Source organism: Bifidobacterium erythrocebi (assembly GCF_012932675.1).
GTDB classification, from domain to species: Bacteria; Actinomycetota; Actinomycetes; order Actinomycetales; family Bifidobacteriaceae; genus Bifidobacterium; species Bifidobacterium erythrocebi.
In genome coordinates this window covers 174,363-189,933 of the sequence record NZ_JAAIIF010000005.1, presented here as the reverse complement: position 1 = coordinate 189,933, position 15,571 = coordinate 174,363, and the positions used below count along the sequence as shown (strand labels likewise).

Here is a 15,571-nt window from a genome sequence, read left to right as displayed (position 1 = left end):
TATCTCAGTCCCAATGTGGCCGGTCGCCCTCTCAGGCCGGCTACCCGTCGTAGGCTCGGTGGGCCGTTACCCCGCCGACTACCTGATAGGACGCGACCCCATCCCATACCGATAAAATCTTTCCCAGACCACCATGCGATGGACTGGAGCATCCGGCATTACCACCCGTTTCCAGGAGCTATTCCGGTGTACGGGGCAGGTCGGTCACGCATTACTCACCCGTTCGCCACTCTCACGGCCGGAGCAAGCTCCAGCCGATCCCGTTCGACTTGCATGTGTTAAGCACGCCGCCAGCGTTCATCCTGAGCCAGAATCGAACCCTCCACAAAAAACCTCATGAAAGGAATCAACATGTGACTCCAAAAAAAAGAAAATTGACGATCGCCTTATAAGGAAAGGCGCATCGCACGAAAACCCCGCCGACCTTCAAGGCCCCTCGGCCACTCCCGACGGGAGCGGACGGCGGACTGGCAATCATTGACTTGCATAAAGTAGTACAGACACGCTCTTGAGTTCTCAAACCACCACCGCACCGGACCCGGAGGAACCAGACCCAAGGGGCGAACCCCCGTGCCGAGCAGCAAGAGAAAAACTTACACCAACCACGCCCCCAACGCAACCCCGCACACCAGAGACACCCCCGGAACCATTGCAAACACACGCATCCACTGGCGTGTCGAAAACAAGACGAAACACCCGGAAGGACACCCCGACGGACACAAAACAAACCGAAAACAGACGAAAAAGAAACCAGGAACAACGGCATCCTCCCCACACACACCGGCGTGTCATGATGCGTTTGCCTTCATGCAATCGTTCCGTATGCGCTACATGACTATGAAACTCCCCTCCCCTAGAGGTCTTTCGGCACATAGACACATTCCAAAAGGGCAACGGGCCCGATTGCGATGCCCTCGGCAACGATGCCTATGGGGCAACAACGAAGCAGGGCCGCTCCCCAAAATGAGGAGCGGCCCTTGCCTACCTATGGCATTCGCGAATCACGTCGCGAATCGTCACGGTTGCTATCAGTTGTGGAAACCGGAATAGTTCGGAGCTTCCGTGGTCATCATGATGTCGTGCGGATGGGATTCGCGCAGACCGGCATCGGTGATACGGATGAACTTGCCGCGTTCCGGCATCTCGGCGATGTTATGGGCACCGATGTAGAACATGGACTGGTGCAGGCCGCCGATCATCTGATACAGCACGGCGTTCAGCGGTCCGCGGTACGGCACTTCGCCTTCGACGCCTTCCGGAACGACCTTGTCGTTGGAAGTGACGTCGGCCTGGAAGTAACGATCCTTGGAATAGGACTTCTTGCCACGCGGAGCCATAGCACCCAGGGAGCCCATGCCACGGTACAGCTTGTACTGCTTGCCGTGCAGCAGCACCTTCTCGCCCGGAGCCTCCTCGCAGCCTGCGAGGGTGCCGCCCAGCATGACGGAGGATGCGCCGGCGACCAGGGCCTTGGCGATATCGCCGGAATAGTGGATACCGCCATCGGCGATACACGGAACGCCCGCGGCGCGGCAGGCCTGAGCCGCCTCGTAGACGGCGGTGAGCTGCGGGACGCCGACACCGGCGACGACGCGGGTGGTGCAGATGGAGCCGGGGCCGATACCGACCTTGACGGCGTCCGCGCCGGCATCGATCATGGCCTGGGCGCCGGAACGGGTGCCGACGTTGCCGCCGATGATCTGCACATTGTCGAATGCGGAATCATGCTTCAAGCGGGAGATCATATCGAGCGCAAGACGTGCCTCGCCGTTGGCGGTGTCGACGACCAGCGCATCGACACCGGCTTCCATCAGTGCGGAAGCACGGTTGTAGGCATCGCCGAGGAAGCCGACGCCGGCGGCGACGCGCAGACGACCCTGCTCATCCTTGGTGGCGTCCGGGTACTGCTCGGTCTTGACGAAGTCCTTGACGGTGATCAGGCCGGTCAGGTGGCCCTCATCGTCGACCAGCGGCAGCTTCTCGACCTTGTGCTGGGCAAGCAGACGATGGGCGTCTTCCTTGGAGATGTTGGTCGGACCGGTGATGAGGTTCTCACGGGTCATCACGTCCTTGACCTTCAGGGTGTCGTAATCCTCGGAGGGAATGAAACGCATATCACGGTTGGTGATGATGCCGACGAGCTTGTTGTCCTTATCGACTACAGGAAGGCCGGAGATGCGGAACTTACCGCACAGCTTGTCAAGATCGGCCAGCGTGACCTCGGGGCTAACGGTCAGCGGGTTGGTGATCATACCGGATTCGGAACGCTTGACCACGTCGACCTGGGCGGCCTGATCATCGATGGAAAGATTGCGGTGCAGCACACCGATGCCGCCGTTACGGGCCATGGCGATGGCCATTTCGGCTTCGGTGACGGTATCCATTGCAGCGGAAAGCACCGGGGCCTTCATCGTGATCTTACGAGTCAGATGCGTGGTGGTGTCCACTTCGGAAGGGATGACATCTGTCGCGTTGGGCAGCAACAGCACATCGTCATAGGCGAGGCCGAGGCTGGCGAAGATGGGCGGAAGCGGTGCATATGCAGATTGAGGCTCTGCGAAGATATCAGAATTTGTAGCCATGTACCCACTATATGAACGACACATGACTTAATCGGCATATGCCGGACGCAACGTGGACACGACTACTGCCGATTGGCATCGGCAGCATCTTCCTCACGCAATTCGACAAGACGATGCTTGAGATACGGGTACATGGTGATGACCGTGAGCACCGCAGCGGCGACGAGCATGCCAATGAGCACCAACCATGCGGGAATGAACAGGATCATGAGCGATCCGAAGGAGATCAGCGCCGCCCAAGCCCACAGGATCAGAACCGCGCCCTGAACGGAATGACCGATGCGCAGCATGCGGTGATGCAGATGCATGCGGTCGGGATGCATCGGCGACTGGCCCTTGCTCAGACGCCGCACGATGGCAAGACACATATCGAGCACGGGAAGGAACAGCACCAGCACCGGAAGCAGAATCGGCATGAACACCGGCAGATAGACGCTGGCATGCACCGATGCCGGATCGATGCGGCCGGTAAGCACGATGGAGGCGCAGGTGATGAGATAGCCCAGCAGCATGGACCCCGAATCGCCCATGAACAGCTTCGCCGGATGCCAGTTGTGCATGATGAACCCCACGCAGATGCCGACCAACGCGACATCGATCAGCGTGGCCATCGAGGCGTACGAGGGCGACGTGCGTGCCAGCACATACGAATAGACGGCGAACGCGATGCCGCCGATCGCGACGATGCCCGAGGACAGGCCGTCAAGGCCATCCACGAAATTGACCGCATTGATCGAAGCGACGATCAGGAACGCGGTGATGGCCATGGACAGGCTGGGGGATGCGGTTACCAGAGAACCCAACGGCAGGGAGATGATCTGCAGACCACCCCATGCCACGAATACCGAAATCAGCAGCTGACCGGCCATTTTCAGCATCCAATCGAGATCCCACAGATCGTCCGCCATGCCCAGCAAACAGATCAGCACCGCGCCGATCATCACCACCCATGCCTGATGGTTCTCGCGAAACAGCCCCTGAATGAAGGGAATCCTGCTCGCGAACAGCATGGCGATGATGAATCCGAGCATCATGGCCAAGCCGCCCATACGCGGCGTGGGGATGGTATGCACGTCGCGGGAACGCACCTCGCCCACGGCACCGATTCTGATGGCCAGATGACGGATCAGGGGCGTGAGCAGATACGTGGCTCCACCCGCTACCGCCGCGATGAACAGGTATATTCTCATGCGCCCAATCCCCCGCCGTTGATGTGCAATGCCTGATGAATGAGATTCTGACCGATGACGCCTTCGCGCAGAATACCAATGCCGTCGCGGGCATGCGGGTCGGCCTCGACCACGGTGCTGGCGACATGACCGGGAGTGGAACCGCCGTCAAGATACAGGTCGACGCTGTCGCCCAAGGCCTGCACCGCCTCCTCGACGGTCTGTGCGCTTTCACCGCCGGAACGATTCGCGCTCGATGCGGCCAACGGTCCGGTAGCACGCAGGATACGCAGGCTGACCGCCGAATTGGGAATACGGATGCCCTGCGTCATGCTTCCGGACGGCGTCTTGCGCACCGTCGCCAGCGTGCAGTCAGGACGTGCAACCGCGATCGGCGAGAATGCGCCGGGCATGAACGCGGCGGCCAGACGATTCAGGGGTGCCGGCAGATCGAGGCCGAGGGAATCGATGTCGTCGACGGATGCGAGCAGCACCTGCAGCGCTTTGAACTGCGGGCGATGCTTCGCCTGGTATATGCGCTGGATGGCTTCGGCGTTGCGTGGATCGCAGGCGATGCCGTACACCGTATCCGTAGGAATGACAATCAAACCGCCACCGCGGACAATCGCTGCGGCCTGGGCCAGGGACTCGTCGGTAATGGCGTGGACCTCGCTCATAGAACCTCCCTCAATCGCTGGTACAACCTTTCCATTGCACCACTAAGCACCGATAGACGCAAACCGTACCACAGGAGCGAAGAGCCCGTCGGCATGACCAAGGCGGCCTGAACGCATCGGACGCGGCAGTGCGCGGGACGGCCGTAGACCTATAATGTGAGCGCAAACAATCACCGGGAGCCAATCGGCTCCACCACCGACGAAGGAGCCGACCATGCCGACATTGCCGCCCATCGAGCCACGTATGCCACGCCGCAGCGAACGAGAGGAAATGCTCGACGGCAAACTGTACCGTTCGGGAGACCCGGAGCTCAATGCCCTGCTCGAACGTTCCGCCGACCTGTGCACGAAATACAACGCGCTGCCACGTGGTGCGAGCGCCGAACGACAGGCCGTTCTCGACGAGCTCGTGCCGAACCACGGCGAACATCTCGACGTGATGGGACCGGTGTTCTTCGATTACGGATGCCACACCACGATCGGCGACCGCGTGTTCATGAATTTCAACTTCACCTGCCTGGACTGCGTGCCCGTGACCATCGGCGACGATGTGCTGTTCGGTCCGAACGTCTCGCTGCTGCCGCCCATGCACCCGATCCGCTGGCAGGACCGCAACGTGCGGAAATCCGAGGACGGCTCCTACTACGACTACGAATACGGCCGCCCGATCACCATTGGATCGAACTGCTGGTTCGGCGGCAATGTGACGGTGCTTGGCGGCGTGACCATCGGCGACGGCTGTGTGATCGGTGCCGGAGCCGTGGTGACCAAGGACATCCCGGCCAACTCCGTGGCGGTGGGCAACCCCGCGCATGTGATCCGCCAAATCACCGACGCCGACGCCGCGGCGCTGCAGGATTACGCACAGTAGGCAAGGCGGCAGAAGACCGTTGTCATAACGGGAAACGCCTCCGATCCAGCCAGGCAACGGCCGGATCGGAGGCGTTTTCCATGAGGTGACGGGAACAGCGCTACGCGCCCAGATACGCCTTGCGCACCTTCTCGTCGTGCAGCAGCTCCTTGGCATCGCCTTCCATGGTGATGGAACCGGTCTCCAGCACATAGGCACGATCCGCGATGGACAGCGCCATCTTCGCGTTCTGCTCGACCAGCAGCACGGTGATGCCCTCGGCATGCAGCTTCTTGATGATGGCGAAGATCTCCTTCACCAGCTTCGGGGACAGACCCATCGAAGGCTCGTCCATGAGAATGGTGTTCGGATGGCTCATCAGGGCGCGGCCCATGGCGACCATCTGCTGTTCGCCGCCGGACAGCGTGCCGGCCAGCTGGCGGCGACGCTCCTTCAGGCGCGGGAACAGGCCGAACACCATGTCGAGATCGTCGGACATCGTCGAGTCGTCCTTGAGGCTGAACGCGCCCATCTCAAGGTTCTCCTGCACGCTCATGCGCGTGAACACATGGCGGCCTTCGGGAATATGGGCCATGCCGAACGTCACGATGTTGTGGTTGCGCTCCTTGAGCAGATCGTGACCGTTGAACATGACCGAACCGGACTTCGCCGGCACCAGGCCGGTGATGGTGTGCAGCGTGGTGGTCTTGCCGGCACCGTTCGCGCCGATCAGGGAGACGATCTCGCCGTCGTCCACATGCAGGCTGATGTTCTTGACCGCATCGATCGCGCCATAGGAAACGCTGAGATTCTTAATGTCGAGCATCAGTTCTCCTCCTCGGAATCGGTATCGTCGTCGGAACCGAGGTATGCGGAGATCACCTGCGGGTTGTTGGCGATTTCCTCCGGCAGACCGGAGGCGATGGTGCGTCCGTAGTCGAGCACCTGGATGCGCTGGCAGACGTTCATGACCAGGCTCATATCGTGCTCGATCAGCAGGATGGCGATGCCGAAGCGATCGCGGATCGTGTTGATGCAGTTGAGCAGATCCTCGGTCTCGGTCGGGTTCATGCCGGCGGCCGGCTCGTCGAGCAGCAGCAGCTTCATGCCGGTTGCCAGGGCGCGTGCGATCTCCAGCTTGCGCTGGGCGCCGTACGGCAGGTTCGCGGCCTCGGTGTTGGCCAGGCCTTCGAGGTTGAAGATGCGCAGCAGGTCGATGGCCTTGGCATGCATGTCGCTCTCCTGCTTCCAGAAGCGCGGCGTGCGGAAGATAGCGCCGCCCATCTTGTAGGTGAACGACTCGTTGAACGCGACCAGCACGTTCTCCTCGACGGTCATCTGCTTGAACAGGCGGATGTTCTGGAAGGTGCGGGCGATGCCGGCGCGCACGACCTGATAGGTCTTCTTGCCGTTCATGCGCTTGCCGTCCAGGAAGAACTCGCCTTCGGTCGGCTGGTATACGCCGGTGAGCAGGTTGAACACCGTGGTCTTGCCTGCGCCGTTGGGGCCGATCAGGCCGACCAGCTCGCCCTTGCCGATGGTCATGTTGAAATCGGATACGGCCTTGAGGCCGCCGAAGGTGATGCCGAGATGCTCCGCCCTCAAGATCGGTTCACTCATGCTTGGCCTCCTTGGTCTCCTCGACGCCTGTGGCCTCGGCCTTGCCGGCGTCGCCGTTCTTGCCCTTCTTTCCCTTCGGATAGAAGATGCGGTTGATCGCCTTCGGCAGCGAGAACTCCCAGTTGCCGAAGATGCCCTGCGGGCGGAAGATCATGATGAGCACAAGCACCACCGAATACACCAGCATGCGGTAGTCGGAGAACGCGCGCAGCAGTTCCGGCAGGATCGTCAGGCCGATGGCGGAGACGATGGAACCGGTCAGGGAGCCCATGCCGCCGAACACGACCATGATCACGTAGTTGATGGACTGCAGCCAGCCTGCCATGCTCGGGGTGAGCGCACCGATGTACTGGGCGAAGATGCCGCCGGCGATACCCGCGAAGAACGCGGAGATGGCGAAGACAAGCACCTTCATGTAGGTGATGTTGATGCCCGAGGCGCTGGCCGCGATCTCGTCGTCGCGGATGGCCTTGACCGCGCGGCCGTAGCGGGAACGGGCGAACATGAACAGCAGCACGACGGTGACGACGGTGATCCAGAACACCACGTACAGGTTGGCGAGACGGTCGATGCCGATCAGCGCCTGGCCCTGCTGGCCCTTGTCGAGGCCTTCGCCGCCAGCGACCTTGAGGTTCTGGATGATGACTCGGATGATCTCGCCGAAGCCGAGCGTGATGATGGCGAGGTAGTCGCCGTGCAGACGCAGGGCCGGAATGCCGATCAGCACGCCGAAGATGCAGGCGACCAGGCCGCCGGCGACGGTGACGAGCAGGAAGCGCACGGTGTCGTTCATCACAACGCCGTTGGCGACGAGCAGCTTGCTGAACAGCGCCGCGGAGTATGCGCCGATGGCCTCGAAGCCGCAGCAGCCGAGCGTCAGCTGGCCGAGCACGCCGATGGTGAGGTTCAGCGAGGTGGTCATGATCACCGCGATGCAGCAGGTCATGATGATGCCCTTGACGTACAGCGACACCGCGCCGGTCTCGCACACGCCCATCAGCACGCCGAACAGCACGACGACGCCGATGGCGCAGACGATATAGGACTGTTTGATGGAAAGCATCGATTTCTTCATAGGATCACACCTTCTCGCTTTCCGGCTCGCCCATCAGACCGGACGGCTTGACCAGCAGCACGATGATGAGGATGCCGAACACGATGGCGTCCGCGAATGCGGAGGTGATCACACCTCCGGTGATGGTGCCGATATAGGCCTTGGTCAGGCTCTCGACCACACCGATCACCAGACCGCCGACCATGGCGCCCGGAATGGAGCCGATGCCGCCGAGCACCGCGGCCACGAAGGCCTTCAGACCCAGCATGGCGCCCATCATCGGGGAGACCTGCGGGTAGGAGATGCAGTACATGAGCGAGGCGACGGCCGCAAGACCGGAGCCGATGGCGAAGGTCAGGGTGATCGTGGAATTCACGTTGATGCCCATGAGGATGGCGGCTTCCTTGTCTTCGGAGACCGCACGCATGGCCTTGCCCTGCTTGGTGTGGGAGACGAACAGCTGCAGCGCGATCATGATGATGATGCCGAGCAGCACCGTGACGATCGTCGCGCCGTCGATCTTGAGATCGCCGATGGCGATGGACGGGATCTGGATGATCGTCGGAATGGTCTGGTAATCCGCTCCGAACACGGCCTGGGAGCCGTTTTCGAGCAGCAGGCTCATGGCGATGGCGGTGATCAGGGCGGTCATGTTGTTGCCCTTCTCACGCACGGGCTTGTAGGCCGCCTTCTCCACGATCACACCGACGGCGACGCACACGAGGATCGCCGGGACGACGGAAAGCCATGCGGGCAGGCCGCAGGCGATGATTGCCGGAATGGTAAGCATGAGTACATACGCGCCGACCATGATGAAGTCGCCGTGCGCGAAGTTGATCAGACGAATGATGCCGTACACCATGGTGTAGCCCAGAGCCACAAGGGAATACACGCTACCGATTTTCAGACCGTTGAAGATCTGACTGATAAACATAATGATCTGATTGCCCATCACTCCCCCTTTCTTCTCTTTCTTCTAGAGGTTTTCTTCTGTTGATTGCTTCTTGTTGACCGAAACGATTGGATGCCCAACGGGTGCCGGTCGGACGCCGGTCGGACGCGCCGCAGCGCCGGGCCGTTACTTGGCCGGTTCGATGGTGCTGCGATAGGTCGGCTTGCCGTTCTTCATCTCAAGCACGATGACGGACTTCTTCGGCGAACCGTGCGAATCAAGCGTGAACTTGCCGGTGACACCGGAGAAGCTCATGCCGTAGATGGCCTTGCGGATGTCCGCGCGGCTGGCGTTGGGGCCGGCCTTCTCGATGGCCTGCTTGAACATGTAGACGGAATCGTAGCCCAACGCGGTGAATGTGTTCGGGGACGCGCCGTTGTTCGCCTTCTTGTACGATGTGATGAACTTCTGCACCTTCTTGTTGGAGGTGTCGTCCGGGGAATAATGCGTGGTGTACAGCACCTTGTTGTACCGTGCCTTGTTGCCGGTGATCTGCAATCCGTCGTAGCCGTCGGGGCCCATGATGTAGCCGTTGTAGCCGACCGCACGGGCCTGCGGGATGATGTACGGACCGGCTGCGGAATAGTAGTACGGCGCGTACAGGAACTCGGCGCCCGCGGCCTGCACCTTCTGCAGCTGGGACGAGTATTCGGTGTCGTCGGCGCTGGAGGAGTTCTCCTCCGCCACCACTTCCAAGCCGGCCTTCTTGGCGGCGTTCACGAACGCCTTGCCCACGCCGGAGGAATACGGGTCGCCGGTGCCGTACAGCACGGCCACCTTCTTGACCTTCAGATCCTCGGCAGCGAACTTGGCCGCGATCTCGCCCTGATAGGAATCCTTGAAGCACGTGCGGAACAGGTAGCCGCCGGTCTCGATGGAATCGGAAGTCGCCGCAGGGGCGATGGACGGCAGCTGGTTCTGATCGGCCAGCGGGGCCACCGCGCCGGTGGTGGACGAGATGGTGGGACCGAGAATGCCGATGACGTCCTTCTCGCCGGCAAGACGGTTGAAGGCGTTCGACGCCTCGATCACGTCTCCCTTATCGTCCATGGACTTGAGCTTGATCTGCTTGCCGAGAATGCCGCCCGACGCATTGATCTCGCTGACGGCCAGCTTGAAGCCGTTGACCTCCGCCTCGCCGTATGCCGCGGCGGCACCGGAGTTGGTGGTGACCGACCCCAATGTGATGACACTGTTATCGGACAGCTTCATGCTGTCTTCGCTGGTTGCGTACATGTTGCCGCCGGAACATGCCGTCAGCGACAACGTCATGGCCGCCGCCACGCACAGCGCCGCGGCCCTTCCGGCAAATTTATGTCTCATTGCCGTATTTTTCCTCTCTATCCGGTCTGTTCGACCCTAATGCAGCCACTTATCATATGCATGCCTCTGGCATGCCACGGCGCATTTCCTATATGGCGGACTTCACCGCCACCAGGTAACGGGGTCTGTTCGTATAGTCGTTACGCACATGCACCTGCTCGAAACCGTTGGCCTGGGCGAAGGCGGCAAGCCTGTCGCCCTGCGAGATGTCGTGCTCCATGACGAACAGCCCCTGCGCCCTGAGCAGTCCGGCGGCTCTCCTGATGATGCGTTCGGGGATCAGCGTGCCGTCCGCGCTGCCGCCATACAGGGCGAGGTCGGGATCGTGGTCGCGCACTTCGGGCTGTTCGGGAATGTCGCTCTGCGGCACATACGGCGGATTCGTGATGACCATGTCGATGGTGCCGTCGAGTTTGGCCAGAGTGGTGGCATTGGTGGCGTCGCCGATCTCCAATTCGTAGTTGGAGGCGAGCGCCGGCCATCGGCGCATGGTGCCGGCGATGTTCCTGCGCGTCCACGCCGCGGCCTGCTGGTTGATCTCTACACCCCACACATGGCTGCCCGGCACCTCGGTGACGATGGACAGGCCTATGGCGCCGGAGCCCGCGCACAGGTCGACCACGCGCGGATTGTACAGACCGTTCCGTGTGATCCAGTCGATGCCCTCCTGCACCACGAGCTCGGTCTCCTGCCGCGGAATGAACACGCCTGAGCCGACTTCGAGGTCGAGATAGCGGAACGGCGTGTGGCCCACGATGTATTGCAGCGGCTCGCGCTTGGCGCGCCGGGCGACCATCGCGTCGAAGCGCGCGGCATCGTAGTCGATCCGCTCGCCCATGAGCATGGCCTTGTCCACATCGCCGAGCCCGCATCCCGCGGCTTCGGCGAGCAGAAGCTTCACATCATGTTCCGGGGTGTCCACGCCCGCTTCGCGCAGGGCGGCGACCGCCTTGCCGATGGTCTCGTCCGTCATCGTGTCTCCGTTCCTTTCCCTTGTGTGCTGTATGTGTGTGCCGTACGTTGCGTTTCGTATTCGCATTTCCTGCTTGCGCGTACGAAAACGCCGCCTTCGCCCGTTCCTGGGGCGAAGGCGGCCTGATATCACTGCTGATGCGCCAACCGCTCGGCCTCATCCGCCTGGATGTCGGAGTCGATCACGGCCTGCAGATCGCCGTCGAGCACCGCGTCGAGGTTGTACGCCTTGTAGTTCGTGCGATGGTCGACGATGCGGTTCTCCGGGAAGTTATAGGTGCGGATACGCTCGGATCGATCCAGGGAACGCACCTGCGAATGGCGCATGTCCGCCGCTTCGGCGGCCTCCTGCTCGTGCTTCATGGCCAGCAGACGGGACTTGAGTACGCGCAGTGCGGCGGCACGGTTCTGGATCTGGCTCTTCTCGTCCTGCATGCTCACCACGATGCCGGTGGGGATATGCGTCATGCGCACGGCGGAATACGTGGTGTTCACGGACTGACCGCCGGGGCCGGAACTCATGAAGATATCGATCTTCAGATCCTTCGGGTCGATCTCGATCTCGTCGTTGTCGTCGTCGGCCTCCGGGAACACGATGACGCCGGCGGCGGAGGTCTGGATGCGGCCCTGGGATTCGGTGACGGGCACGCGCTGCACGCGGTGCACGCCACCCTCATATTTCAGCGACGCCCACACGCCGTCTTCCGGGGCCGGGGTCCCCTTGGCGCGGATGGCGATCTGCACGTCCTTGACGCCGCCGAGCTCGGTGGTGTTCTCGGACTGCACGGTGACGGTCCAGCCGCGCTTTTCGGCGTATCTGGTGTACATGCGCAGCAGGTCTCCGGCGAACAGCGCGGCCTCCTCGCCGCCGGTTCCCGCCTTGATTTCCATGATCGTGTCGCGTGCGTCGTCCGGGTCGCGCGGGATGAGCGCGGTGCGCAGCTTGTCCTCCGCCGACGGCAGCTCGCCTTCGAGCCTCTTGGCCTCGGCTGCGAAATCGGGGTCCTCCCCCGCCATTTCCCGGGCCGCTTCAAGATCGTTCTTCACGGCAAGGTACGCCTGATAGGCGTTGACGATACCGCCCAGTTCGGCATGGCGGCGGCCGAGCTTGCGCAGCGCGCTCGGGTTCGTCACCACTTCGGGGCTGGCCATCTGTTCTTCAAGCGATTGGTATTCCTTCAACGCGGCCTGTGCCGCGGGGAATTGTTCGTCTGCCATGTGCTTCCTTGATGATTGCGTTGATTCGATTCGTGTTGCGACCGCAACGGGACCCTGAACATACAAAAACGCCAGCCCCTCGGCCTTTGCCGCGCTTGCGCGCCGCAGGACCGGGACGGGCTGGCGTCCGATAAGCTACTTGCTCTTCTTGCCGTAGCGCTTCTCGAAGCGAGCAACGCGGCCACCGGTATCGAGAATCTTCTGCTTGCCGGTGTAGAAGGGGTGGCACTTCGCGCACACGTCGACCGTCATGTGGTCGCCCTTGGCGGTGGAACGGGTGACGAAGGTGTTGCCGCACGAGCACAGGACTTCGACGGCATGGTAATCGGGATGGATACCCTGCTTCATAGTGTCTCCTAAGGAATTCAGGTGACCCGGGTCGCCGCGCCCCGTTGGCGGGCGTGAACCGGAACCTTGGAAAGTGTAGGCGGAGGCGGGGACACCGGACGCGCATCGGGACACGTGCGGCCGGGCGGATATGAGAAATCCCCCGCCCCGCCACGCATGCGGCCGAACGGAGGATGTTCCTCACCAACAAAGTCGATCGGAAACCGACCGACGACTAGTAGAGCTCGGTGAAGATCTTGAGCACGCGATCGTAATCGAGCGGCACGAAGCAGTTCTTCATCAGGCGTTCCTGGGTCTTCATCACGCGGTCGGCGAACTCGGGCAGATCCTCCTTGGTCACGCCATACTCGTGCAGGGCCTTCTTCGGCAGCAGCTGGTTGATGAGCCGCTCCAGCTCGTCGTACACGACGGACACGTCGCAACCGAGGATATCCGCAAGATACCGGTTGACCTTGGCGATCTCGCCGTCGGACTTGATCTCCATGTAGTTGCGCAGCACGCCGGTGAACATGGCGTAGTTGGATTCGCCATGCGGCACATGGTATTTGCCGCCCAGCTGGTAGCTCAGGGCGTGCACCGCGGCGCAACCGCCGGTATCGAAGCTGATGCCCGCATAGTTGGAGGCGATGAGGAAATCGCCCATGAGTTCGTTGCGCTTGGCACGGCGTTCGGGCGAGCCCGCAGGCCCCGCCTCGGCCACGGCCTTGTAGCCGCCGACGATCATCTTCATGGCCTCATAGCCGAACATCCTGGTATATGGAGTGGCGTTGGGGGAAAGCGTCGATTCCACGGAATGCACCAAGGCGTCCAGCGAGCTGGTGGCGAATACGTGATCGGGCAGGCCGTACAGCAGTTCGGGGATGAGCACGGCGTCGTCCGCGAACATCTCCGGGCTGGCGATGCCGGCCTTGCAGCCAAGGCGGGTGCGGTTGATGGCCGCGATCTCGGTGACCTCGGAACCGGTGCCGCAGGTGGTGGGTGCGAGCACCAGACGCACCTTGCGCTTGAAATCGGGCAGGTGGTCGATCACATCGTCGATGGAGGCGCCGCCCGCCACGGCCACGACCTTCGACATATCCATGACGGCACCGCCGCCGACGGCGACGATACGGTCGTAGTCGAACTTGCCGGCGTCCTTGATGAACTCGTCGATCATGACATCGGTCGGCTCCTGCGCACCGTACTTGTCGACCAGGATCACGTTCGCACCGTTCGCGTACGGTTCCAGGAACTGCTGGTAGATCACCTCGATGCTCACCAGCAGATCGCGCGGCCCCAGATGGAAGCTCTCGGCGAATTCCTCGACGGTCTTGAACGTGTAGATGTTATCCGGTCCAACGGTAAGTAGCTTCATTGGTCTTTCCTTTCCGACAACCACCGGTCGCGGCATGGCATCGTTCGCGACCGGTTTATGCCTGTTCGGGGCTTGCGCCCACGCTTCACTTGGCGCTTTCCTCGATGATGATCTCCTTGAGCACCTCGATGGCCTCGGTCAGTTCGTCATCGGTGATGACCAGCGGCGGCAGCAGGCGGATCACGTTGCCGTTGATGCCGCAGGTCAGCATGATCAGGCCTTCCTGAATCGTGCGCTTGGTGATGCGGCCGACAAGCTCCTTGTTCGGCTCCATCGTACCGGCCTTGACGAATTCGATGCCGATCATCGCGCCGTGGCCACGTACTTCGGCGACCGTCGGCACCTCGCCGACGAGCGGTCCAAGCAGGCTGTCCACGACCTCGCCGATATGCGCTGCCTTTGCCGGCAGATCGAGCTTCTCCATGATGCCGACGGCCGCGAGCGCCGAGGCGCAGGAGACCGGATTGCCGCCGTAGGTACCGCCGATGCCGCCGGGCTGCACGGAATCCATGATTTCGGCGCGACCGGTGACCGCGGCGATCGGCATGCCGCCGCCGAGCGCCTTGGCTGTGGTGATGAGGTCGGGGGTGACGCCGTCGTATTCGCAGGCGAACCACTTGCCGGAACGGCAGAAGCCGGCCTGGATCTCGTCGGAGATGTACAGCACGTCGTGTTCGTGGGCCCAGTCGGCCAGGCCGGACAGGAAGCCTTCGGCCGGGACGATGAATCCGCCTTCGCCCTGGATTGGCTCGGCGATGATGGCCGCCACGTTGGCGGAGCCGACCAGCAGTTCGATCTTGTCGGTGGCCGCCTTGGCCGCCGCGGCACCGTCCGCGCCGAAGGCGTCGCGCAGCGGGTAGGAGAACGGCACACGGTAGATGTCGGGGGCGAACGCGCCGAATCCCTGCTTGTACGGCATGGACTTGGTGGTCATGGCCATGGTCAGGTTGGTACGGCCGTGGAAGGCGTTCTCCATGACCACGATGGCGGAACGGCCGGTGTAGCGGCGGGCGATCTTGATGGCGTTCTCGACGGCTTCGGCGCCGGAGTTGACCAGCACGCTCTTCTTGGGGAAGTCGCCAGGAGTGTGTTCGGCGAGCTTCTTGCACACGTCGATGTAGTTCTCGTACGGGGTGGTGGCGAAGTTCGTGTGCGTGAGCTTGGTGACTTCGTCCTGCACGGCCTTGACGACTTCGGGGGCGCAGTTGCCGACGCCGGTGACGGCGATGCCCGAGGCGAGGTCGATGAAGCGGTTGCCGTCGACGTCGGTGATGGTGGAGCCGGAGGCGCTTTGCGCGAAGATCGGCATGCCCTGGCCGACGCCGGCGCTCACGTACTTCTTGTGTTCCTCTTCCAAGGCCTGGGACTTCGGGCCGGGGATTGCGGTGACGATCTTGCGGGCGACCTGTGGGACTGACATGGTTGGTTCCTTTCGTTGTTGGTGATTTCGAA

General features: G+C 62.0%; 14 protein-coding genes and 1 rRNA gene. 1 reads left to right on the top strand and 14 read right to left on the bottom strand.

What is annotated here, in order from left to right:
* From G1C98_RS01855 to G1C98_RS01840, 4 genes are all read right to left on the bottom strand, one after another.
* A 16S ribosomal RNA gene (locus tag G1C98_RS01855) occupies nucleotides 1–329 on the bottom strand; the annotation flags it as partial.
* A 699-nt stretch (nucleotides 330–1,028) separates the two neighbouring features.
* Nucleotides 1,029–2,582, bottom strand: a complete 1,554-nt coding sequence (guaB, locus tag G1C98_RS01850) for an IMP dehydrogenase (RefSeq protein WP_169078696.1) — start codon at nucleotides 2,580–2,582, stop codon at nucleotides 1,029–1,031.
* Nucleotides 2,583–2,644: 62 nt separating this feature from the next.
* A complete protein-coding gene (locus G1C98_RS01845; protein WP_169078694.1) occupies nucleotides 2,645–3,772 on the bottom strand; it encodes an MraY family glycosyltransferase in 1,128 nt (375 codons plus the stop codon).
* Complete coding sequence (locus G1C98_RS01840; RefSeq protein ID WP_169078692.1) at nucleotides 3,769–4,428, bottom strand: L-threonylcarbamoyladenylate synthase; 660 nt, start codon at nucleotides 4,426–4,428, stop codon at nucleotides 3,769–3,771. The genes G1C98_RS01845 and G1C98_RS01840 overlap by 4 nt, the downstream gene beginning before the upstream one ends.
* A gap of 214 nt (nucleotides 4,429–4,642) precedes the next feature.
* Here G1C98_RS01840 and G1C98_RS01835 point away from each other — a divergent pair, with 214 nt between their 5' ends.
* Entirely contained in the window at nucleotides 4,643–5,299 is a 657-nt protein-coding gene (locus tag G1C98_RS01835) for a sugar O-acetyltransferase (protein WP_169078690.1), read from the top strand.
* 100 nt (nucleotides 5,300–5,399) lie between these two features.
* On the opposite strand, the gene G1C98_RS01830 is transcribed toward G1C98_RS01835, so the two are convergent.
* The 10 genes from G1C98_RS01830 to gabT form a co-directional block, all read right to left on the bottom strand.
* A complete protein-coding gene (locus G1C98_RS01830) occupies nucleotides 5,400–6,104 on the bottom strand; it encodes an ABC transporter ATP-binding protein (RefSeq protein WP_169078688.1) in 705 nt (234 codons plus the stop codon).
* Nucleotides 6,104–6,898 (bottom strand): ABC transporter ATP-binding protein, encoded by a 795-nt coding sequence (locus G1C98_RS01825; protein ID WP_169078686.1) that lies wholly within the window; start codon nucleotides 6,896–6,898, stop codon nucleotides 6,104–6,106. Before G1C98_RS01825 ends, G1C98_RS01830 begins: the two co-directional genes overlap by 1 nt.
* Complete coding sequence (locus G1C98_RS01820; RefSeq protein ID WP_169078684.1) at nucleotides 6,891–7,973, bottom strand: branched-chain amino acid ABC transporter permease; 1,083 nt, start codon at nucleotides 7,971–7,973, stop codon at nucleotides 6,891–6,893. The genes G1C98_RS01825 and G1C98_RS01820 overlap by 8 nt, the downstream gene beginning before the upstream one ends.
* Nucleotides 7,974–7,977: 4 nt before the next feature.
* A complete protein-coding gene (locus G1C98_RS01815; protein ID WP_205831833.1) occupies nucleotides 7,978–8,904 on the bottom strand; it encodes a branched-chain amino acid ABC transporter permease in 927 nt (308 codons plus the stop codon).
* Between the two features lie 126 nt (nucleotides 8,905–9,030).
* Nucleotides 9,031–10,227, bottom strand: coding sequence for an ABC transporter substrate-binding protein (locus G1C98_RS01810; RefSeq protein ID WP_169078680.1), 1,197 nt, complete (start codon nucleotides 10,225–10,227; stop codon nucleotides 9,031–9,033).
* A gap of 88 nt (nucleotides 10,228–10,315) precedes the next feature.
* Nucleotides 10,316–11,200, bottom strand: a complete 885-nt coding sequence (prmC, locus tag G1C98_RS01805; protein ID WP_169078678.1) for a peptide chain release factor N(5)-glutamine methyltransferase — start codon at nucleotides 11,198–11,200, stop codon at nucleotides 10,316–10,318.
* A gap of 128 nt (nucleotides 11,201–11,328) precedes the next feature.
* A complete protein-coding gene (gene prfA / locus G1C98_RS01800; RefSeq protein ID WP_169078677.1) occupies nucleotides 11,329–12,417 on the bottom strand; it encodes a peptide chain release factor 1 in 1,089 nt (362 codons plus the stop codon).
* A 135-nt stretch (nucleotides 12,418–12,552) separates the two neighbouring features.
* Nucleotides 12,553–12,765 (bottom strand): 50S ribosomal protein L31, encoded by a 213-nt coding sequence (gene rpmE, locus G1C98_RS01795; RefSeq protein WP_003827752.1) that lies wholly within the window; start codon nucleotides 12,763–12,765, stop codon nucleotides 12,553–12,555.
* A gap of 214 nt (nucleotides 12,766–12,979) precedes the next feature.
* On the bottom strand, nucleotides 12,980–14,119 hold the full coding sequence (locus G1C98_RS01790) for a 4-hydroxybutyrate dehydrogenase (protein ID WP_169078675.1): 1,140 nt from the start codon (nucleotides 14,117–14,119) through the stop codon (nucleotides 12,980–12,982).
* Nucleotides 14,120–14,204: 85 nt separating this feature from the next.
* Nucleotides 14,205–15,539, bottom strand: a complete 1,335-nt coding sequence (gene gabT / locus G1C98_RS01785) for a 4-aminobutyrate--2-oxoglutarate transaminase (RefSeq protein ID WP_169078673.1) — start codon at nucleotides 15,537–15,539, stop codon at nucleotides 14,205–14,207.
* Nucleotides 15,540–15,571: the final 32 nt, after the last annotated feature.